Here is an 18,632-nt window from a genome sequence, read left to right on the forward strand (position 1 = left end):
GCTCGGGTGTGTACTGACTGTTGTCCAGTCGTATCAGCAGACGGTATCAGCGCCAGTGGAGACGGGTGGAACGGTTCGACGGCGATTCGGGCTCGGGGTCGCGGCGACGAGCGCGGCGTCGCTCGACGGCGGCGAACGTCACGATCGTCCGCCACGTCCAGCTCGCGGCGGCGGGAACGGCGAGCAGCGTCGCCACCGCGGCGACGAACGCGGCGAGCATCGCGAGCGGCGGGACGGATTGTAGCGCCGTGTAGACGGTGTCCGCGCTGGCGAGTACGGCGGCGAACGTCACGATCGCCAGCACGTCGCCGACGAGCAGCGAGGTGACAGACCGGTCGTCGACGTTGCGCTCGCCCGCGACGAAGGGGTGAACTCGGGTCATAGTCTGCACTCGTTCGTAGGCGCGCCGTCCGCATAAGTATAAGCTGAAATACATTTCTGTAACCAGTCGAACTGAAACTCGTTTCAGTATTCGCCACGACGGACTGCCGGGAGAACGAGACCAGCCGGTCGACGCGACGCGACCTGGCGAGAAACCGGGGAACGTTCAACCCGACGACTCGACCGTCGTCTCGAGCACCTCGAGGTCGCCGTCCATGACCACGCGGAGCTCGTCGCCGTCGACGGGCAACCGGACCTCGAGTCGGCATGGATCACACTCGAGGACGCGGGTGTACTCGTCGCTGACGCACCACGGGAGCGTCCAGTAGGGGCGTTCGTCGAGGCGAACGCCGCGTTCACGGTGGAAACTCACGACCTCGGAGTGGTCGAGCAGGCGCAGGCCGGCGGCCGAGCAGAGGGTGTGGCCACACTGGGCGCACTCGTGGTCGACTCGCACTCCGACGCCGAGACAGCACACGCCGTCCTCGACGATGTGCGTTTCCATTCGACCGCTACACTCCGGGCAGACGCCGTCGGCGGCGAGACAGTGGAGGTGGCGCACCCGCTGGTCGAACGCGTCGGCGATCTCTTCTCGCGTGCGACCGTTCAGGCCACCCGGCGGAAACGAGTACTCGCCGTGGCGCTGGCCGCAGTCGGGACACTCGATCGCGAGCCGTTCGTCCTCGTAGACGGCCTGCAACGGCCCATCGCAGGCGACACACGACCCCTCGACGGCGAACGGCTCGAGCGTCGGATGCTCGTTGAACGAGCCCGCGATCACCGACCGGACGACCTTCTCGCCGGCGTGTTTGAACTCGTAGCCGTCCTCGACCTGCCGGACGAAGTGTCCGGTCAGCTTCTGGAGGTGGTAGTTGAACTGTGCCGAATCGCGCATTCCGACCTCCCGGCGCAGTTCGGAAAACGAGACCGGCCGCTCGTCGGCCACCCACAGCGCCTCGAGGATCGACAGCCGCGTCTCGTTGCCGATCAGCGCGAACGCGTCGGCCGGTGCGAGACAGTCCGTACACTCGAGGAGTTTTGCGGACTCGCTCGAGACGTCTGACCTGCTCATGGTCGAATGCACCACGTCGCGCGGGTAAAGCGTTCGCCAAACTGCAGTTTTGTATGCGACGTTACAGTTCTGGGGCTCCCGGCCCGCCGACGACCCGGTCGGCGACGCAGGTTTCCGCGCCCGGTCGCTCGCCGTCCCTCGAGCATCACGGCCACGTACCGGTCAACTCGAGTGAGGTGTTCGCACTCGTGGGGGTTTTCGGCCGATAAAACGCCCACAGAACAGTAGGTTTATCAAGCGCACCGCGGAAGCTTTATCCAAGATTACTCACCGTCTTATGGCAGGAAATCGACAACCGGAGGTGAACATCGGACTCGTCGGTCACGTCGACCACGGCAAGACGACGCTGGTCCAGGCACTCAGCGGTTCGTGGACTGACCAGCACTCGGAGGAGATGAAACGCGGTATCTCTATCCGTCTTGGCTACGCAGACGCGACGTTGCGCCAGTGTCCCGACGTGGACGAGCCCGAGTGTTACACCGTCGAGGAGGAGTGTCCAGACGGCTCCGAGAGCGAGCCGTTGCGGACCGTCTCGTTCGTCGACGCCCCGGGTCACGAGACCCTGATGGCGACGATGCTCTCGGGTGCTGCAATCATGGACGGGGCCGTGCTGGTCGTCAGCGCGAACGAGCCCGTTCCCCAGCCCCAGACCGAAGAGCACCTGATGGCGCTCGACATCATCGGCATCGAGAACATCGTCATCGCCCAGAACAAAGTCGACCTGGTCGACGGCCAGCGGGCTCGGGAGAACTACGAACAGATCCAGGAGTTCGTCGAGGGGACCGTCGCTGAAGACGCGCCCGTCGTCCCGATTAGCGCTGGGCAGAACGTCAACATCGACCTGCTCATCGACGCGATCGAAGAGCACATCCCGACGCCCGAGCGTGATCCGGAGGCCGATCCACGGATGCACGTCGCCCGCAGCTTCGACATCAACAAGCCGGGTACCACGTGGGAGAACCTCACCGGCGGCGTCCTCGGCGGGAGCCTGGTCGAGGGGCAACTCGAGGTCGACGACGAGATCGAGATCCGCCCCGGCCGCGAGATCGAAGAGGGCGGCCAGACCGAGTACCAGCCGATCCAGACGACCGTCCGCTCGCTGCAGGCCGGTGGCACCGGCGTCGACGTCGCCACCCCCGGCGGACTGCTCGGCGTCGGGACCGGTCTCGACCCCTCGCTTACCAAAGGCGACGCCCTCGCCGGCCGCGTGGCTGGGCCGCCGGGGACGCTCCCGCCGACCTGGGAGCAGTTCACGATGGACGTCGACCTGCTCGAGCGCGTCGTCGGTGCCGACGGCGGCGAGACGGTCGACGAAATCTCCACCGGCGAACCGCTGATGATGACGATCGGTACGGCGACGACGGTCGGTGCAGTGACCAGCGCGCGCGCAGACGAGTGTGAAGTCAGCCTCAAACGCCCCGTCTGTGCCGAGCCGGGGTCGAAGATCGCGATCAACCGTCGCATCGGTGCACGCTGGCGGCTGATCGGCGTCGGAACGCTCCAGGAATAAAGATAGATGACCGAACGGGCCGCCCTCGACACGAGCGCGCTCATGATGCCCGTCGAACTCGACGTGCGGCTGTTCGACGAACTCGAGCGCCTCCTCGAGACCTTCGAGCCCGTCACCCCACAGCCGGTCGTCGAAGAACTGCGACGGCTGTCGGAGAAAGGCGGCACCGAGGGCACGGCGGCGAACGTCGGCCACGACCTCGCGGTCGAACGCTGTCTCGTCGTCGACACCGAAGAACCGTATGCGGACGACGCACTCGTCGAACTCGCTCGCGAGGACGTCGTCGACTACGTCGTCACGAACGATCTGCCGCTTCGCGACCGTGTGCTCGCAGAGAACGTACCGGTAATTGCATTACGCGGGAGAAACAAACTTGCAATCACTCGACCATAGATGTACAAACGGGTTAGACTGAAAGACACGGTGGAAGTACCGCCGAAAGAGCTGGGCGACGTCTCGCCACAGCTCGTCAAGCGACTGCTACAGGACAAACTCGAGGGACGCATGGACGAGGAGGTGGGAAGCGTCGTCTCCGTCACTGAGGTCCACGAGATCGGTGAGGGGACAGTCCTGCCGAATCGGCCCGGCGTCTACTACGAGGCCGAGTTCGACGCGGTGACGTTCGATCCCAAGATGCAGGAGGTCGTCGACGGGACCGTCGTTGAGGTCGTGGAGTTCGGTGCCTTCGTCGGCATCGGCCCCGTCGACGGGCTGCTCCACGTCTCGCAGATCTCCGACGAGTACCTCGCGTTCGACGGCGAAAACCAGCAGCTCGCCTCGAACGAGTCGAACCGCACGCTCGGCGTCGACGACGCCGTCCGGGCGCGGATCGTCACCAAGAGCATCGACGAACGCAACCCCCGCGACTCGAAGATCGGTCTCACGGCGAAACAGCCCGGCCTCGGCAAGCACGGCTGGCTGAAAGAAGACCGGGAGAAACGCGAAGCAACGGCGGGTGAGTGAGCATGGCCTCGAACCGTCTCGTCTGTCGAGAGTGCCACCGGGTAAACGACGCCGACGCCGAAACCTGTGAGGCCTGTGGCTCCTCGTCGCTGACCGAGGACTGGGCCGGCTACGTCGTCATCTCCCACCCCGAGGAGAGCGAGATCGCCCGCGAGATGCAGGTCGACGAACCGGGCGCGTACGCGCTCAAAGTCCGCTGACGTGAGTCGCGACGCAGATTCCGGCGCGCCGGCCGACGGCGATCCCGAGCCACTGCTTTCTCTCCCCGACGACCTCCGCTCCGAACTCAAAGCGCCGATGGGTCCGATCGAGACCGACGCCGAGGCGTTACTCGAACGTGCCGGCTCCCCGATCGTCGCCGTCGGCGACGTCGTCACCTACCACCTGTTGTGCGCCGGCCGCGCCCCCGACGTCGCCCTCGTCGACGGCCGAACCAAACGCAGCGAGGTCGACGCCGAGATCCGCGAGGCGGTGACCACCGGCGCGAGCGTCGAGGTGACGAACCCGCCTGCCGCACTCACCGAAGACCTCGTCCGCGCGCTCGTCGACGCGCTCGAGCAGCCGGAGCCGACGACGATCCTCGTCGATGGCGAAGAAGACCTCGCCACGCTGCCTGCGATCGTCGCCGCACCAGACGGCGCGAGCGTCGTCTACGGCCAGCCCGACGAGGGGATGGTCCTCGTTCGCGTCGACGAGTCGACTCGAGACGAGATCCGGGCGCTCCTCGAGCGCTTCGACGGCGACCACGACCGGCTGTGGTCGCTGCTCTTCTGATTCGAGATGCGCATTCGACGCCCGCGACGACCCCGTCACTTCCAGCCGGCCGACTCCGCCCAGCAGATCGTCGGCGGCTTCCTGCTTGCCGGTCCGTTCGTCGTCACCGAGGAGGTCTGGCTGCTCGCCGCGAGTATGAACCTCTACCAGGCGTTCGCGACCGTCCTCGTCGTCGTCGGTATCGGGTACGGCACGCTCTACAAGGCCGACACGGAGCGCGATCCGGACGACGAACAGGACCTCGTCGGCGTCCCGATTCGCTTTCTCTCACTGATGGTCGTCGCCTTCGGATCGGTGACGATCCTCGCACTGTTGTTCGACGCTCCCGACACGTTCCTCGACTCGGTCGAGACGCGACGCGAACTCGCCCTCGTCACGTTCAAGGCCGTCAGCGTCGGGTCGATGTTCAGCGTCGTCGGCGCTGCGACGGCCGACAGTCTCTTCTAGACCGCCGTCGAACTCGAGAAACTATTTACCGACCGAGAGAATCCTGACGAACATGTACGATTTCGTCGTCGGCGGCGTCGGTCCGGCCGGTGCGCGGTTCGCCCGGCGGGCCGCCGAGGCGGGCTACGACGTCCTCGCGCTGGAACAGGGTCGGATCGGCGAACCGCTCGCGTGTTCGGGCCACGTCAGTTCGGACGTCTGGGACTACACCGGCGAGGGCGCACGCGAGGAGTTACTCCAGAACGAGGTCTACGGCGCGCGGTTCCACGTCGGCGGCCCCAACAGCGGCTCGTACCCGTTCTACAAGCGCGAGGTCGTCTCGAACGTGATCGACCGCGTCGGCCTGGATCGCCATCTCGCCGACCTCGCACGCCAGGCTGGCGCGGACGTCCGCGAGGAACACACCGTCACCGACGTCTGTGAGGACGACGACCGCGTCGAGGTGACGGCGAAGGGGCCGACGGGTACCGACACGTACGAGGCGAAGATGGTCGCCGGCTGCGACGGGCCACGCTCGAGGGTTCGGGACGCGCTCTCGCTCGCCGACCCCGACGAACTGCTCCACGGCGTGCTGGCCTTTTCCGAGGAGTCGGATGCCGGCGACTTCGTCGACGTTCACCTCACCGCGCCGCGGTTTTTCGCGTGGCGGATCCCCAGAGGCGAGGCGGGCGTCGAGTACGGCCTGGCCGCGCCGCCGGGTGCCCACGTCAACAAACACTTCGAGGACCTGATCGACGGCTACGAGGTCGACGTCTCCCACCGCTGCTCGGGGGCGATCCCGGTCGGCCCGCCAGAGCGGGTGACGAGTCGACGCGGCTTCCTGATCGGGGACGCCGCCGCACAGACGAAGCCGTTCACCGGCGGCGGCATCCTCTACGGCATGACGAGCGCCGATCACGCGGCCCGCGAGATCGATCCCGACCGGCCGACCACGCTCGCCGCCTACGAACGCGCCTGGCGTGACGATCTAGAGCGCGAGATCGAACTCGGCCACTGGCTCCGGCGGGCCTACTCGCTTCCGGAACCCGTCCAGCGGATCGGCCTCGGCGCGCTCTCCGGCGAGATCGGCGTTCACATGGACCGGCCGACCTCACTGTTCTCGATGACTCACCTGAAGGCGATGCTCTCGCGCTCGAAGTGAGTCGACCGTCGCTCCTCGTCGATCGCGTTCGCGTCATGCCCGGTAGTCGACGACGACCGACCCGATGCCGACGCTGCTGATGCCGAACGCGACCAGCCCGCCCAGCAGAGGGACGGATCCGACGACGGCGGCGACGAGTGCTGCGACGCCCAGCGCCGGCAGCCAGTCGTCGCTCACCAGTCGTCCCGCCGCGAGGTAGCCGAACTCCCCGGCGACGAGTGCGAACAGCGCGAACGCGATGAGCAGCGGGATCGCGACGATGATACCGACGACGGTGATCGCGAGCACGACGGCGACGACGATCACGGCGATCGAGATGCCGGCCCCCCAGAGGAACACTCGCCCGGGCTCTTCGAGCGCCCGGTCCGTCACTCGTCGCGTGTAGTCGGGGACGAACGCGATCAACAGTCCGCCGACGATGAGCGTCAGGACGGCGGCGCCGATCCCCTCGAGAAACCACGGGAAGCGCGGGACCGCCTCGGGGCCTGGCCCTGGGCCGGGGCCGGGAACGTCCTGTGCGAGGGCGCTCGAGGAGGAGACCGCAAGCGTCACCGTCGTGATCGACGAGACGAGGGCGAAGCGGGCGGAGAACCTGGACATGGACGGACGATTCTCGTCTATCCTGATAAACGTACAGACAAACAACAGGGGTCTGACAACAAATCAGTACGTCGGTAGCCGATCGGACTGCTCCGAGCCTGCCACGAACGGGAGTTCCGTCCGGCTTGCGGGGACTTCTGTGCCCTCGAGGCGCACCGTCACCTCGTCCACCTCGAGGCCCCACTCGACGAGCGCGAGCGCGATCGACGCTTCGCGAATCGGACTCGTCTCGGCGCGAGTCACCTCGCCGACGGCCGCGTCGCCGGCGAAGACCGCCGCGCCGGCGGTCGGCACGGCGTCGCCCTCGAGTTCGAGCCCGATCAGTCGTCGACTGGGCTGGCCGCGATTCTCCACGCGGGAGACGACTTCCTGGCCGACGTAACAGCCCTTCTCGAAGTCGAGTGCGTTCCGGAGCCCGAGGACGTTCGGCACTGTCCCCTCGAGTTCGGTCGCGAAAAGCGGCGACCCGGCCTCGAGCGTGAGCGTGTCCCAGGTCCGGTAGCCAAACGGTGCGGCGTTCATCCCCTGGGTCTCGAGCGTGTCGTAGACTGCCTCGGCGTCGTCGGCCGCACAGACGACGTCGTAGCTCTCCTCGCCGGCTAAGGCGTCCGTTCGGACGACGGTCACGCCCGCCTCGCCCATCGATCCGCGGACGAACGAGTAACGTCGATCGGGCGAGGCGGCCCCGTTCAGGACGCTCGCGATCTTCTCCGTCGCGGTCGGCCCGTGAACGCCGAAGATCGCGAACTCGTCGGTGGCGTCGCGGACCTCGACGTCCTGGATGAACACCTTCTCGGACCACTCGTCGGCCAGGTCTGCGGCCAGATTCGGCGGCGTAACGAGCAACAGTCGTTCGCCCGCGTTGTAGACGTAGAGGTCGGTCTCGATCCGTCCCTGTGGATCGAGTACGAGTGCGTAACAGCCCTCGCCGTCTTCGGCGGGGACGCGGTTCGAGACGACGTTGTCGACGTACTCGAGGCGGTCGTCACCCTCGACGACGACCACGCCGTAGGCGGGTTCGAACAGTCCGACGCCGTTTCTGACCGCGCGGTGGGCCCGCTCCGGTCGCCCGTAGTGTTCGACGACTCGTCGCCCATCGCGCTCGCCGAACGTCGCACCGTGGTCGGCGTGGATGGCTTCGATGACGCTCATGCTCGACTCGAGGTGCTTCAACGGTATCAGGATTGTCGATGTTCGCGACGGGACGACGCTGCGACCGCTGCCGAGTGGTTAGAAGGGCATTCGTTCCCGAATCCAGTCGGCGAACGATCCCTCGTCGTCGGCCGGTTCGTCGGGAACGACCTTCTCGTCGGGTTTGATTACCGTCCGTCCCTCCCGGGACTCGACGACGATGAGGTCGTCTTCTTTCAGCGTCGCGAGAGCGGTTTCGAGGTCGTCGATCTCCACGGAGACCGCCGCCCGGAGTTCGAAGACGGTCATCCCGTCGTCGACGCGGTTGACGAGCGCGTCGAGGACCGCCACCTCCGTCGACTCCCGGTCCCGATACTCCCGCTTTGCTTTCATCTGTACACACATTCGACGACCCGGGATTTGACGTTTGCCGTTCCCGGAAGGTGAGATTCCGTCTTGCAGTACGTTTTTTATGTCCTGAATCGGTATGAATGAACAATGGTCCTGCGATGTTCGCTGCTCGGGCACGAGTACGGCGACGCCGACGTCGAGCGCGAGCGCGAAGAGCGTGGCAGCGAGGTCGTCGTGATCGTCCGGGAGTACGAGGAGTGTACCCGCTGTGGCGAACGACGCGTCATCAGCGAGAACACCGAAGTGACGAGTCTCGCCGCCGAGACGACAGACGACTCGAGCCGCGACGAAGACGAGACCGGCGTCGACGAGAGCGTCGACGACGCCGAACCGGACGACGAGCTCGACGTGCCGACCGACGAACACGGCGAGCCGATCACCGACGACGCCGAAATCCTCGACGACGAGGCAATCGAACCCGACCGCGAACGCGAACGCGGCGAGTGGCCCGACTCCGACGACGTCGGTCCGCCCGTCGGCGCGGAGAACGAACCGGCGGCCTGGCCCGAGACGGACGACGACGCAGACGCCGTCGACGATTCCACGACCGTCCTCGACTCCGACGACGTCGACTCGCCCGTCGGCGCGGAGAACGAACCGACGTCCTGGCCCGAGACAGACGACGACGCCGTCTTCGTCGACGCCGACGTCGAGAGCGACCCATCGGCCGCCGACACGGCGGTTGCCGACCACGGACCTGCCGGCACCGAAACCGGTGCCGGAACTGGAACTGGAATCGCCAGCGCCCAGGAAGCGCCCACGCCCGGCGAAGGAACCCCTCCCGAGGGCGTCGCGACCGAGTTCTTCTGTCCGCAGTGTTCGTTCGTCGCCCCCGGCGATCGCGGTTCGCTGCGCGCGGGCGACATCTGCCCCGAGTGTCGGAAGGGCTACCTCGGCGAACGCGAACGGTAGACGGCGGCCACGTTCTCCACACACCGACTCTCGCTACGACCGAGATGTCTCGTTGCCGAGGTGTGGCGTCGCCTCACTCGAGACGGCGAGACACGCACGTGTGCTATGAAAAGAGGTAAACGCTCCCCCGTGTATCTCCAATCCATGAAGGAGTACAAGATGCGTCGCGGTGAGTATCTCGAGGAGCGGATTCCCGACATGGAAGCCACAGTCGAGGATTACTTCGGTCCCATCACCGACACCGAGGAGTTCAAGGGCAGCGAACTCTTCGTCGTCGCAGAGCCGGACAACCCCGTCTTCGAACGCATCGTCGTCGGTACCGTCGAGTACTCCGGAAAGAAAGACAAACTCGCCGTCGAGTTCCACGAACGTGACCCGACCGAACTCGGCCCCGACGAACTCGAGGCCGCAGCCGACGCCGTCGACGCCAAAAACGACTTCCTGCTCGAGGCGACGGGCCGGGACGCGAAGGCTCGCCGCGACTCGATGAAACGCTCCGTCGAGGACGACCCGGATCACGACTTCTAATACTGCCGGACAACACGGTTCAGCCATCGATCGCACTCGAGACGCTGTCGTCGCTGACGACAGCCGTCGAGACGCGATCGAGTCGTCACTGACTGTTGTCCGGTAGTATAACCCGCTCGGCGACGGGTTCGTCTCCTCGAGTCTGTGTTCCGACGTCGACGTGGCGGATACTGATCGACGACCCGCCGTCATGTCGGATGACGATCGGCGATTCGATCGCGTGACTCGCCGATGTATCATAATGATGGCTGTGACTGGGTGCCGACGCAACCGCACGATGGTTCGCGGTTGCGGCGGTACAGACTCACAGCCATCGTTATCACAGCTATCGTTATCAGTCCCGATAGCGTCGTCGCTGGACGACGGACGTGACGCGTGCGCGCTCGTCGTCGAACTGGACGGTGACGACGTCTCCGACTTCGATTTCGTTGAAGTCGTCGCGGGCGATCCACGCCGCTCGACAGTGCCGACTCTCGTCCGTTCTGACCACCGTACAGGTACGGACGCCGTACCGAACCTCGGCGAACCGCCGCTCGAGTGCTCGAGCCGTCGCGTCGGTGACGACGAGCGGTTTCCCGTCGCCGACCTCGTCCGCGAGGAGGTCGTGGACCTCGCCGCTGTACCACGGACCGTCCACCGCACTCCAGTACTGTCTGTCGGCGACGTCGAAAATATAGCGGCCGTCCTCGCGGTGGTCGGTGACCCGGACGAACTTCTGGACGACCTCGACGCGGTTAGTGTATCCGAATCTAGTGGTACAGCCGGCGAGTGCCACACTCGAGACGGCGGCGAGGACGGCACGTCGATTCACTGCCGGACGGTTGGTAACCGACTCAAGAGTACTTTTCCCTGACTCTATCGAAATCCGCCACGACGAGGCGTGCTGGGTACCGGATATCCGTTCAGTCGACGAACAGCTCTGTGCCAGGGATCTCGTCCGCCCCGGCGGGGAGTTCGTCGAACCAGGCAGCATCCTCGACAGGATCGCCCTGGGGGGTCGCCGCCGTCAGGTCGTAACTGCCGGAAACTGTCGAGGCGCTGAAGGTGACGAATCCTCGGGATGCCGTCTTCTCCCCGTCCGCCGTCTGGACGCGGACGTCCCAGACGCCTTCGATCCCGTCGAGTTCGACGGCGAACCCGATGGTCTCCCGAACGTGTTCCGCGATTGCCGTGGCGAAGTCAGCCTCGGGATCGACCGGTGCGACGGGAATTTTCCACGAGCAGGTGTCGGTGAGCCGTCGGAACAGCAGGTCGCCGTCGTGGTTCGTGATACCCACTCCGGCGAGATCGGCGAGCGCTGCTACCTCGTCGACGATTTCCTCGTCGACTACGTCCGTCTGCTCGTGAAACGCGACGTCGTCGCGGGTGCGCAGCGATTCGTAGTCGACGATCGGTTCGGTGATGGTCGATGGGGATTCGTCCCCGGGATGGTGACTCGTCATCGATTGGCTGGTCGAACTCGGTTTCGGCACTGGTCCGCTGGTCGTTTCCGTGCTGTGTCCCCGTCGGTTGACGTCGTGTACGAAAATCGTGGGCACTTGCGCTGATCGACGGCGGTACGAACGCCGTAGCTAGTTCTCTCGGTAATTGACAAAAGTTCTTCGTGAAACATCGACAATACGTCCGTCGTTATTGCCGATAGCTGATTGCAAGAGCAGCCGGTACTGTCCCGAAAACGAGTTCGAAACCGATATGTCCGTCAGGTCGAACCAGTCGGCCGATGAAACGCACGACGTTCTGGCTGACGACGCTCGTCGCACACCTGATCCTCGCCGTCGGCGTGGCCGCTCACGCCCGTGTGACCGACCGCGACGCCGGCAACTGGCCCTACCTGACGCTGGCGTTCGGGCTGTTCGGCGTCGCCGGCTACGTCCTCGGAAACCGGTAGCATCTCTCCACGCCGGTCGACGACGCTCGAGTGGCCCTACGCTGCCGGACGACGCGGTGCAGCCCTCGGCCGCACTCGAACTCGAGTGGCCCTACGCTGCCGGACGACGCGGTGCAGCCCTCGGCCGCACTCGAACTCGAGTGGCCCTACGCTGCCGGACGACGCGGTGCAGCCCTCGGCCGCACTCGAACTCGAGTCGCTGTCGCCGTCTCGAGCGCGCTCTGCTCTGGTGTGTCCCGATACTGTCTGCTGTCCTGTATACGAGTGCCCGCCGACGGCTGGCGGTTCTCCGGAACCGACGGCCAGCAGTCGTTCCTAGGCGAGGAAGACGTGTCGCGGTCGGTCTTCGAGAACGTCTCGTCCGTACTCGACGGTCTCGGAGAAGGCGTCGCTGCGGAAGAACGCCATCGCGTCCTCGCGGGAGTCCCAGCGGCTGGCGATGAACATGTCGTTTTCGTCCTCGCGGTTGGCCAGCAGGTTGGACTTGCGGTGGCCGTCCATATCCGCGAGCAGGCCGCCAACCTCCTCGAACGTCTCGACGAACTCCTCGCGGTAGTCGGGCTTGACCGTGTAGAACATGCCCATCGTTCCCCACGAGTCTTCCTCGTCGTCGCCCGCCTGGCGCACGATGCCGGGGAGGTCGGCGAGAAATCCCGCGGCCGTGTCCGCGGCACTCTCGGTCTCCCAGAGGCTGACGACGGCGCTCTCGTCGGCGTCCGACTCGTAGACTGCGGTCTTGACGTGCGTGTCGTAGTGGTCGAAGTTCGTACGCAGGCCGTCGACCTCTTCGAACAGCTCGTCGGCGTCTGCCTCGGAGTAGAGGACGACCGCGTGGACGTCCTCGCCGTGTGGCTGCCCGGCGTAGACGCCCACCTCCTCGAGTTCGCTCCGGACTTCCTCACCCTCGCTGCCGTGTGGGTGCCCACCCGCGTCGGCGTCGCCGTGGGGATGGACGCCCTCGCCGTCGTGGCTCTCGGCGACCTCCTGCGAGACGGGTTCGCCGGCGAGGTAGGCCTCGAGGTTCTCGGGGGCGAACCGGCGGCCGACGAAGAACGGGCCGAACTCGGCGTAGCGCGACGTCGAGGGGTCGAATCGCATCTCGTAGAGCAGGCTCTTGATGTCCGTCGGATCGTTGGCAAACAGCGTCACGCCCCACTCGTAGTCGTCGAAGCCGACACTGCTCGAGATGACCTGCGTGACCTTGCCGGCGTACTTCTTGCCGATCTCGCCGTGTGCCTCCATGTGCTCTGCGCGCTCGTCGAACGGCAGGTCGTACCAGTTGTACTCCGGATCGCGACGCTTGTCCATCGGGTAGAAGTTGACGTACTCGGCGTCGGGAATCTCCGGGTGGAGGCGCATCTGGATGTAGCGGGCGATGCCCGTATCCTCGACCTCGCCGTCTTCCTCGAAGTACTCGCTCGAGACGTACCCCGAGACTTCGGTCACGGAGACGTACGAGTCGGACCGCTCGGTGAAGTCGGCCAGCGCGGTCTGCTCGAAGCGGCGCTCGAGCACGTCGAGGTCCGCCATCGACGGCCGGATGTGCACGAGCATGAGGTCGGCCTCGTGGCCCACCATCGAGAACGTCGCCGAACTCCCTTCGTCGGCGTCCTCGACGCGTTCGCAGGCGGCGAGAAAGTCGACGCCTTCCTCGATGGCCTGTCGCCGACTGCGGCCGGGGGCCGCCCGCCAGGCGTCCCAGTCGACCGTCAGGAACTCGTGTAGGATGTACCATCCTTCTTCGGTCTGCGGCGGTTCGCGTCTACGTCGCTCCATAACCGCGGGTTAGGAGCCAGGAAGTAAAGGGATTGCTTTTGTGGATTCGACGACGTTCGGCCCACTCGTCCCGGTTACCGCCCGCCACGGCGGGTGGGATTTGCGGACGACCGAAACCCTTTACGTATCCCCGTTTAAAGCGTCGGGCACATGCGGAAAAGTGGGCCGCCAAAGGGGTTGATCGCCTATCTCGTCCTCGAGTTGCTCGAGGAGAAGCCACGCTACGGCTACGAGATACTCAAAGAAATCCGTGAGATAAGCGGCGGTCACTGGGAGCCGTCGTACGGCTCTGTCTACCCGATTCTCTACAAGTTCGAGGAGAAAGGCTGGGCCGAGCGAATCGAACGCGAGGACGAACCCGACCGGAAGTACTTCGAACTCACCGACGCGGGCCACGAGGAACTCGAGCACCGCCGCGAGACGAGCGGCGAGAACGCGAAGGACTTCGCCGACGTCATCCTCGGGTTCTTTCACGTCTACGCTGCGTTTTCGACCGACGAACGGTTCGATATTCCCCCACTCGAGGGAGCGTGGCGCTTCGACGAGGAGTTCAGCGCCTGGATCGTCGAACAGGTCGTCCGCCACCACGAACACTACTTCGACACCGACTTCGAGCGCGTTCCCGACACGCCAGAGGAGTTCTACGAGCGCCACGGAATCGACGACGAAGAGTGAGGTCGGCCGTCTCCTTTCGTTCGGACGCCTGCGGCTCTTAGCCGGCAAACAGGGTCGGGCCGAACACCATCAAAAGGAAGCTGACGAGCATCGTCAGTCCGACGGTCGTGGTCACGGTCCGGACCATCCCGCGGGTCGCGTTGATCGGGAGCCGCGAGAGGACCGCCTCGGTGCTGGTCCGCAGGATGTGGCCGCCGTCCAGCGGGAACGCGGGGATGCAGTTGAAGAAGCCGAGCTGGATGTTGATCCAGCCGGTCCAGAAGAGCATGTTCGCGATCGCAAAGACCGTCCCGTCTCCGAGCGGCGAGAGGAGTCCCTGCACTTCGTAGAAGTTCTCGATACCGCCAGTGAACCCGGCAAAGTTAAACGGGAGGAAGCCAGGAAGGATGCCGGCGATCGGCAACATCAACACGAGCACGATCTTACCGAGGAAGGAGTTCGTGACCGTAGTGCCGTTGCTCTCTCCTTCGCCACCGAGGACGACCAGGTACTCCTGGGCGGGATAGAGCTGGATCCCCACGTCGTTCACCGAGAAGCCGGAGACCCCCTGGGCTCCCACGATCCCGAGGAAGCCACTGCCCGACTGGGGATGCTCGTCGAGCGTGACGGTGTACTCGACGCGTTCCCCGTCGAGGTATCCCGCGACGACCACCTCGTCGTTCGGGCTCGTCTCCGAGAGCAGCCGGCTCAGGTCGTCGTACGTGGTCACCCGCTGGCCGTCGAACGTCGTGATCACCAGCGTCTCCTCGGCTGGCGCGCCGGCGCGCTCGAGCGGGCCGTCCGCGGCGACCTGCGTGGCGGCACCGATCGGGACCTCGCGCTCGACGCGCTCGCCGTCGGAGCGTTCGATCGTCAGCGTGACGCGCTCGCTGTCGCCGACGGCGTCGAAGAAGCCCGACTCGGTCGCGACGGGTTCGTCGTCGACGGCGACGATTCGATCACCCGTCTGGATGCCGGTCGGCCCGTCGTCGACCGCCGCGGTCACGAGCACCGACCGCTCGACGGGGACCGTCTTCTCGCCGTCGAGTTCGACCGTCACCTCGTCGCCCTCTGTCGCCTCGAGGGCAGTCTCGAGGTCGTCGTTGTCTTCGACCTGCGTGCCGTCGATCGCGGTGATGCGGTCGTTCGGAGTGATTCCGGCGTCTTCCGCGGGTGAACCCGGAGCAACGCCGCCGACGGCCGCGCCCGGCGCGACGCCGATGGAGCCGACGACGGGGCCAAAGAGCAACGCGAACGCGACGATCGTGACTGCGAAGTTGTTGGTGACGCCCGCGGCGAACATTCGCGTCTGGCCGCCGCGACTCGCCTCGTACTGTTCTTTCTCGTCGGGTTCGACGAACGCGCCGACGGGGAGGATCGCGAGCATCGCGACGCCCATCGACTTGATGTTGATGTCCTCGACGCGACAGAGCAGGCCGTGGCCGCCTTCGTGGACGACGAGGCCGACGAGCAGGCCGAAGACGATCCCGGGCGTGGCCGACAGCGGCAGGAAGTCGTTGACGCCGGGAATCACGAGGATGTTTCGCGGCTGCTGGACGCTCGTCGGCTCGGTCGTCTGAAGCGACGAGATCGCCGCAGTCAGCAGGAAGACGAACATGCCGACCATCACGACCAGTGCGATGCCGACGCCGACGTTCGCCCACGCACGCCAGAACCGCTTCGGGCGGGCGAGCCAGTCGAGGAACGCGCGACCGCGTTTCGTGTGGATCGTCAGGATCGGGCCCTGCGTCCCGACGTAGCTCGGGAGGAGGTCTCGCTGTTTCAGAACGAGGATCGCGAGCCAGTAGATACCGATCCCGACGAGAACCCACGCGAGCGGACCCGACGTGACCGCGTCGACGAACGCAAAGAAGGCAAACGGGGAGGAACCGTAGTCCATTACTCCTACATCCGGGGGGAGTTCTCAAAGGGCTTTTGTTGCCGTTACTATCCCGTCAACCGTCGATCAGGCTCGACGAAACACTAGCGCTCTCTGCGCAACCTGTCGACGACGAACTCCCGGTCGACTTTCGCGAGAAACGGTCCGAGTTTCGGTCCCTGCTCTTCGTCGAAAAAGAGCCGGTATCCCGCCGCGAAGAACTCGCCGACGGGGACGTCGTGACGTTTCGCCGTCTCGTAGATCTCGCCCTGGATCTCGTCGGGGTCGTGTCCTTCCTCGATGAACGCGGCGAGTTCCTCGAGTGCGTCCTCCGTCGTCGCGTCGAAGTCGTGGTCGGGTATCTCGCTGCGCTTGAGTTCGTAGTCGAACTCGTTTTCGGTGCGTCGCGCCCAGTTGCGTGCGCGTTCGACTCGCGCCAGGGCTGCCTCGACGGCCCACTCCGGCGCGTCGTCGGGAATGTGGCCCTCGCGTCGGGCGATCTCCTCGCGCAGGTCGGGGTCGTCGGTCATTCCCAGTACCGCGGCGAAGGTGTACGACAGGCGGATCCGTTCTTCTCTGGGCTCTTCGACCACGAACGGGTAGACGCGCTCTGCGAACGCCTCCTCGTCGTCGCTCGCCTCGACTTCGCCGAAGTAGATCGCCTCGAAGCGGTCGAACTCGTCGACGAGCTGGTCGAGGCGTTCGACGCTGAAGTCCCTGGCCTTCGCGGGGTCTTTCGCGAAGAAGTACCGAAGGACCTCGGGTTCGACGAGGTCGAGGACGTCCGAGACGAGGATCACGTTGCCCGCAGAGGAGGAAAACGGCTCGCCGTCGAGGGTGAACCACTCGTAGACCATCGGCACCGGCGGTTCGATCTCGAGGACGTTTCGTGCGACGTCCTCGCCGCTTGGCCAGGAGCCCTCGGCGTGATCTTTGCCGAACGGCTCGAAGTCCACGCCCAGCACCTGCCACTGGGCGGGCCACTCGAACCGCCAGGGCAGCTTGCCCTCGCGCAACGTGGCGGTGCCCTCGTGGCCACAGCCCTCGATCGTCCGGTCGCCGGCCTCCATGTCCGTACAGCGGTAGTCGACGGTCCCCGCCTCGAGGTCGACGTCCGTCACCGTCTCGGTGACCTTTCCACACTCCGCACAGATCGGGTTGAACGGGACGTAGTCCTCGTCGACCTTGTCCTGGTAGGCGGCGAGAACCTCGCGTGCGCGCTCGCGATGCTCGAGGATAAAGCGGGTGAGATCCTCGAAGTCGCCAGACTCGTAGAGGTCGGTGTTCGAGACGAGGTCGATCGGGACCTCGAGTGCGTCGGCGCTTTGCTGGATGATCGTCGAGAAGTGGTCGCCGTAAGAGTCACAGCAGCCGAACGGGTCCGGAATGTCGGTGTAGGGTGCACCAAGGTTCCGGCCGAGCGCGCCCGCGTCCACGTCGCCGAGGTCGACGAGGTTCCCCTCGAGGTCACAGAGCGTCCGCGGGAGCTTTCGGAGCGGATCGCGGTCGTCGGCGGTGAACACCTGCCGGACCTCGTATCCCCGGTCGCGCAGCACTTCGGCGACGAAGTAGCCGCGCATGATCTCGTTGACGTTGCCGAGGTGTGGAACGCCGGACGGCGAGATGCCGCCTTTGATGACGATCGGTTCGTCGTCTGTCGCCCGCTTCTCGACCCGGTCGGCGACGTCGTCGGCCCAGAAGGCGTGGTGGGCGTCGCTGCCCTCGCGCTGGAGCGTGTACGGACTCCCGGTGTCGGACCGATCGTCGCCGTTCGCGTCGTTACTCATCGTCTGCCCAGTAGGTCGGTTCCTCGCCGACGCCTTCGGGGATGACGTCGGTGCCGTCGTGTTCGCCGTACCGGACCGCGCGGGCGATCCGCTCGGGGTCAGTGCCGTCCAAGACGATCGTCCGCATGCCCGACCGCTGGATGATCTTCGCCGCCAGCAGGTCGACCGGGGCCGAGGAGCCGGCGTTCATCTCGAGGCCGGCGATGACGTCGACGAGGTCGCTGGCGGAGAGTTGCTCGTACTTCGTTGCGTCGTCGGTCTCGTTGGGATCGTCGCTGTAGACGCCGGGAACGCTCGTGGCGTAGACGAGGAGGTCGGCGTCGACGTACTCCGCGAGTGCGGCACCGACCGCGTCGGTCGTCTGGGCGGGAGCGACGCCCCCCATGACGCAGACGTTCCCCCGTCGGAGCGCCTCGCCGGCCTCCTCGTAGTCCAGCGCCGGGGCCGTCACCGACTCCTCGCCGAGTGCGGCGATGAGCAGGCGGGCGTTGAGTCTGGTCACGTCGATCCCGAGCTGGTCGAGTTCGATCTCGTTCGCACCGAGGTCGCGGGCGGCACCGATGTACTCGCGGGCGACGCCGCCGCCCCCGACGACGGCACCGACCCGACAGCCATCCGCGACGAGGTCTTCGACGACGGCAGCGTGTTCGGCGACCCGGCCTGCACCGGGTTCTGGCACGAGTACGCTCCCGCCGATGGAGACGACCACTTTCATACTACCGCGGTCTAACCGGGTTGCAATCTTAAGGGTTGCCAACTCGGCGGCGACAGCTACAAG

Annotated in this window: 22 protein-coding genes; 11 read left to right on the forward strand and 11 right to left on the reverse strand. The window is 65.7% G+C overall.

Going from position 1 to position 18,632, the window contains the following annotated elements; genetic code table 11:
• Nucleotides 1–46 precede the first annotated feature (46 nt).
• Nucleotides 47–382, reverse strand: coding sequence for a hypothetical protein (locus MU558_RS09520; protein WP_246965919.1), 336 nt, complete (start codon nt 380–382; stop codon nt 47–49).
• Nucleotides 383–547: 165 nt separating this feature from the next.
• Nucleotides 548–1,453 (reverse strand): winged helix-turn-helix domain-containing protein, encoded by a 906-nt coding sequence (locus MU558_RS09525; protein ID WP_246965920.1) that lies wholly within the window; start codon nt 1,451–1,453, stop codon nt 548–550.
• Nucleotides 1,454–1,730: 277 nt separating this feature from the next.
• Here MU558_RS09525 and MU558_RS09530 point away from each other — a divergent pair, with 277 nt between their 5' ends.
• From MU558_RS09530 to MU558_RS09560, 7 genes are read left to right on the forward strand one after another with little or no spacing between them, the layout of a single operon-like run.
• Complete coding sequence (locus MU558_RS09530) at nt 1,731–2,963, forward strand: translation initiation factor IF-2 subunit gamma (protein ID WP_246965921.1); 1,233 nt, start codon at nt 1,731–1,733, stop codon at nt 2,961–2,963.
• A 6-nt stretch (nt 2,964–2,969) separates the two neighbouring features.
• Nucleotides 2,970–3,356, forward strand: coding sequence for a type II toxin-antitoxin system VapC family toxin (locus tag MU558_RS09535; protein ID WP_246965923.1), 387 nt, complete (start codon nt 2,970–2,972; stop codon nt 3,354–3,356).
• Nucleotides 3,357–3,926, forward strand: a complete 570-nt coding sequence (locus MU558_RS09540; RefSeq protein WP_246965925.1) for a DNA-directed RNA polymerase — start codon at nt 3,357–3,359, stop codon at nt 3,924–3,926.
• Nucleotides 3,927–3,928: 2 nt separating this feature from the next.
• Nucleotides 3,929–4,126: a transcription elongation factor subunit Spt4 gene (gene spt4, locus MU558_RS09545; protein ID WP_246965926.1), complete on the forward strand. Its 198-nt coding sequence runs from the start codon at nt 3,929–3,931 to the stop codon at nt 4,124–4,126.
• Between the two features lies 1 nt (nt 4,127).
• Complete coding sequence (locus tag MU558_RS09550; RefSeq protein ID WP_246965927.1) at nt 4,128–4,700, forward strand: GTP-dependent dephospho-CoA kinase family protein; 573 nt, start codon at nt 4,128–4,130, stop codon at nt 4,698–4,700.
• 6 nt (nt 4,701–4,706) lie between these two features.
• Nucleotides 4,707–5,147, forward strand: coding sequence for a DUF2391 family protein (locus MU558_RS09555; RefSeq protein ID WP_246965928.1), 441 nt, complete (start codon nt 4,707–4,709; stop codon nt 5,145–5,147).
• A 52-nt stretch (nt 5,148–5,199) separates the two neighbouring features.
• Nucleotides 5,200–6,288: a geranylgeranyl reductase family protein gene (locus MU558_RS09560; protein ID WP_246965930.1), complete on the forward strand. Its 1,089-nt coding sequence runs from the start codon at nt 5,200–5,202 to the stop codon at nt 6,286–6,288.
• 33 nt (nt 6,289–6,321) lie between these two features.
• Here the strand turns inward: MU558_RS09560 and MU558_RS09565 are convergent, their stop codons facing one another.
• From MU558_RS09565 to MU558_RS09575, 3 genes are all read right to left on the reverse strand, one after another.
• Nucleotides 6,322–6,888, reverse strand: coding sequence for a DUF8173 domain-containing protein (locus MU558_RS09565; RefSeq protein WP_246965931.1), 567 nt, complete (start codon nt 6,886–6,888; stop codon nt 6,322–6,324).
• A gap of 63 nt (nt 6,889–6,951) precedes the next feature.
• A complete protein-coding gene (gene ygfZ, locus MU558_RS09570; RefSeq protein WP_246965933.1) occupies nt 6,952–8,040 on the reverse strand; it encodes a CAF17-like 4Fe-4S cluster assembly/insertion protein YgfZ in 1,089 nt (362 codons plus the stop codon).
• A 78-nt stretch (nt 8,041–8,118) separates the two neighbouring features.
• On the reverse strand, nt 8,119–8,412 hold the full coding sequence (locus MU558_RS09575; RefSeq protein ID WP_246965935.1) for a DUF6432 family protein: 294 nt from the start codon (nt 8,410–8,412) through the stop codon (nt 8,119–8,121).
• A gap of 105 nt (nt 8,413–8,517) precedes the next feature.
• On the opposite strand from MU558_RS09575, the gene MU558_RS09580 reads away from it, so the two are divergent.
• The gene (locus MU558_RS09580; protein WP_246965937.1) at nt 8,518–9,342 is read left to right on the forward strand and encodes a DUF7093 family protein; all 825 of its coding nucleotides are present in this window, start codon (nt 8,518–8,520) and stop codon (nt 9,340–9,342) included.
• A gap of 144 nt (nt 9,343–9,486) precedes the next feature.
• Nucleotides 9,487–9,870, forward strand: coding sequence for a DUF5611 family protein (locus MU558_RS09585; RefSeq protein WP_246965938.1), 384 nt, complete (start codon nt 9,487–9,489; stop codon nt 9,868–9,870).
• 334 nt (nt 9,871–10,204) lie between these two features.
• Here the strand turns inward: MU558_RS09585 and MU558_RS09590 are convergent, their stop codons facing one another.
• Both MU558_RS09590 and MU558_RS09595 read right to left on the reverse strand, forming a co-directional pair.
• A complete protein-coding gene (locus tag MU558_RS09590; RefSeq protein ID WP_246965939.1) occupies nt 10,205–10,681 on the reverse strand; it encodes a hypothetical protein in 477 nt (158 codons plus the stop codon).
• Nucleotides 10,682–10,772: 91 nt separating this feature from the next.
• On the reverse strand, nt 10,773–11,312 hold the full coding sequence (locus tag MU558_RS09595; RefSeq protein ID WP_246965941.1) for an NUDIX hydrolase: 540 nt from the start codon (nt 11,310–11,312) through the stop codon (nt 10,773–10,775).
• Nucleotides 11,313–11,590: 278 nt separating this feature from the next.
• Here MU558_RS09595 and MU558_RS09600 point away from each other — a divergent pair, with 278 nt between their 5' ends.
• The gene (locus tag MU558_RS09600; protein WP_246965942.1) at nt 11,591–11,758 is read left to right on the forward strand and encodes a hypothetical protein; all 168 of its coding nucleotides are present in this window, start codon (nt 11,591–11,593) and stop codon (nt 11,756–11,758) included.
• Nucleotides 11,759–12,073: 315 nt separating this feature from the next.
• Here the strand turns inward: MU558_RS09600 and MU558_RS09605 are convergent, their stop codons facing one another.
• Entirely contained in the window at nt 12,074–13,534 is a 1,461-nt protein-coding gene (locus MU558_RS09605) for a heme-binding protein (RefSeq protein WP_246965944.1), read from the reverse strand.
• Between the two features lie 150 nt (nt 13,535–13,684).
• Here MU558_RS09605 and MU558_RS09610 point away from each other — a divergent pair, with 150 nt between their 5' ends.
• On the forward strand, nt 13,685–14,209 hold the full coding sequence (locus tag MU558_RS09610) for a PadR family transcriptional regulator (RefSeq protein ID WP_246965945.1): 525 nt from the start codon (nt 13,685–13,687) through the stop codon (nt 14,207–14,209).
• Nucleotides 14,210–14,246: 37 nt separating this feature from the next.
• On the opposite strand, the gene MU558_RS09615 is transcribed toward MU558_RS09610, so the two are convergent.
• From MU558_RS09615 to pyrH, 3 genes are all read right to left on the reverse strand, one after another.
• Nucleotides 14,247–16,088 (reverse strand): site-2 protease family protein, encoded by a 1,842-nt coding sequence (locus MU558_RS09615; protein ID WP_246965946.1) that lies wholly within the window; start codon nt 16,086–16,088, stop codon nt 14,247–14,249.
• 83 nt (nt 16,089–16,171) lie between these two features.
• The gene (gene lysS / locus MU558_RS09620; RefSeq protein ID WP_246965947.1) at nt 16,172–17,854 is read right to left on the reverse strand and encodes a lysine--tRNA ligase; all 1,683 of its coding nucleotides are present in this window, start codon (nt 17,852–17,854) and stop codon (nt 16,172–16,174) included.
• Entirely contained in the window at nt 17,847–18,569 is a 723-nt protein-coding gene (pyrH, locus tag MU558_RS09625; RefSeq protein WP_246965949.1) for a UMP kinase, read from the reverse strand. Before pyrH ends, lysS begins: the two co-directional genes overlap by 8 nt.
• Nucleotides 18,570–18,632: the final 63 nt, after the last annotated feature.

It is taken from the genome of Natribaculum luteum, assembly GCF_023008545.1.
In the GTDB taxonomy this organism is placed as follows: Archaea; Halobacteriota; Halobacteria; order Halobacteriales; family Natrialbaceae; genus Natribaculum; species Natribaculum luteum.

What these genes read in the sequence shown, in the direction of transcription:
- MU558_RS09520 (WP_246965919.1), bottom strand. Translation starts at nt 382, where the DNA reads ATGACCCGAGTTCACCCCTTCGTCGCGGGCGAGCGCAACGTCGACGAC.
- MU558_RS09525 (WP_246965920.1), bottom strand. Translation starts at nt 1,453, where the DNA reads ATGAGCAGGTCAGACGTCTCGAGCGAGTCCGCAAAACTCCTCGAGTGT.
- MU558_RS09530 (WP_246965921.1), top strand. Translation starts at nt 1,731, where the DNA reads ATGGCAGGAAATCGACAACCGGAGGTGAACATCGGACTCGTCGGTCAC.
- MU558_RS09535 (WP_246965923.1), top strand. Translation starts at nt 2,970, where the DNA reads ATGACCGAACGGGCCGCCCTCGACACGAGCGCGCTCATGATGCCCGTC.
- MU558_RS09540 (WP_246965925.1), top strand. Translation starts at nt 3,357, where the DNA reads ATGTACAAACGGGTTAGACTGAAAGACACGGTGGAAGTACCGCCGAAA.
- spt4 (WP_246965926.1), top strand. Translation starts at nt 3,929, where the DNA reads ATGGCCTCGAACCGTCTCGTCTGTCGAGAGTGCCACCGGGTAAACGAC.
- MU558_RS09555 (WP_246965928.1), top strand. Translation starts at nt 4,707, where the DNA reads ATGCGCATTCGACGCCCGCGACGACCCCGTCACTTCCAGCCGGCCGAC.
- MU558_RS09560 (WP_246965930.1), top strand. Translation starts at nt 5,200, where the DNA reads ATGTACGATTTCGTCGTCGGCGGCGTCGGTCCGGCCGGTGCGCGGTTC.
- MU558_RS09565 (WP_246965931.1), bottom strand. Translation starts at nt 6,888, where the DNA reads ATGTCCAGGTTCTCCGCCCGCTTCGCCCTCGTCTCGTCGATCACGACG.
- ygfZ (WP_246965933.1), bottom strand. Translation starts at nt 8,040, where the DNA reads ATGAGCGTCATCGAAGCCATCCACGCCGACCACGGTGCGACGTTCGGC.
- MU558_RS09575 (WP_246965935.1), bottom strand. Translation starts at nt 8,412, where the DNA reads ATGAAAGCAAAGCGGGAGTATCGGGACCGGGAGTCGACGGAGGTGGCG.
- MU558_RS09580 (WP_246965937.1), top strand. Translation starts at nt 8,518, where the DNA reads ATGGTCCTGCGATGTTCGCTGCTCGGGCACGAGTACGGCGACGCCGAC.
- MU558_RS09585 (WP_246965938.1), top strand. Translation starts at nt 9,487, where the DNA reads ATGAAGGAGTACAAGATGCGTCGCGGTGAGTATCTCGAGGAGCGGATT.
- MU558_RS09595 (WP_246965941.1), bottom strand. Translation starts at nt 11,312, where the DNA reads ATGACGAGTCACCATCCCGGGGACGAATCCCCATCGACCATCACCGAA.
- MU558_RS09600 (WP_246965942.1), top strand. Translation starts at nt 11,591, where the DNA reads ATGAAACGCACGACGTTCTGGCTGACGACGCTCGTCGCACACCTGATC.
- MU558_RS09605 (WP_246965944.1), bottom strand. Translation starts at nt 13,534, where the DNA reads ATGGAGCGACGTAGACGCGAACCGCCGCAGACCGAAGAAGGATGGTAC.
- MU558_RS09610 (WP_246965945.1), top strand. Translation starts at nt 13,685, where the DNA reads ATGCGGAAAAGTGGGCCGCCAAAGGGGTTGATCGCCTATCTCGTCCTC.
- MU558_RS09615 (WP_246965946.1), bottom strand. Translation starts at nt 16,088, where the DNA reads ATGGACTACGGTTCCTCCCCGTTTGCCTTCTTTGCGTTCGTCGACGCG.
- lysS (WP_246965947.1), bottom strand. Translation starts at nt 17,854, where the DNA reads ATGAGTAACGACGCGAACGGCGACGATCGGTCCGACACCGGGAGTCCG.
- pyrH (WP_246965949.1), bottom strand. Translation starts at nt 18,569, where the DNA reads ATGAAAGTGGTCGTCTCCATCGGCGGGAGCGTACTCGTGCCAGAACCC.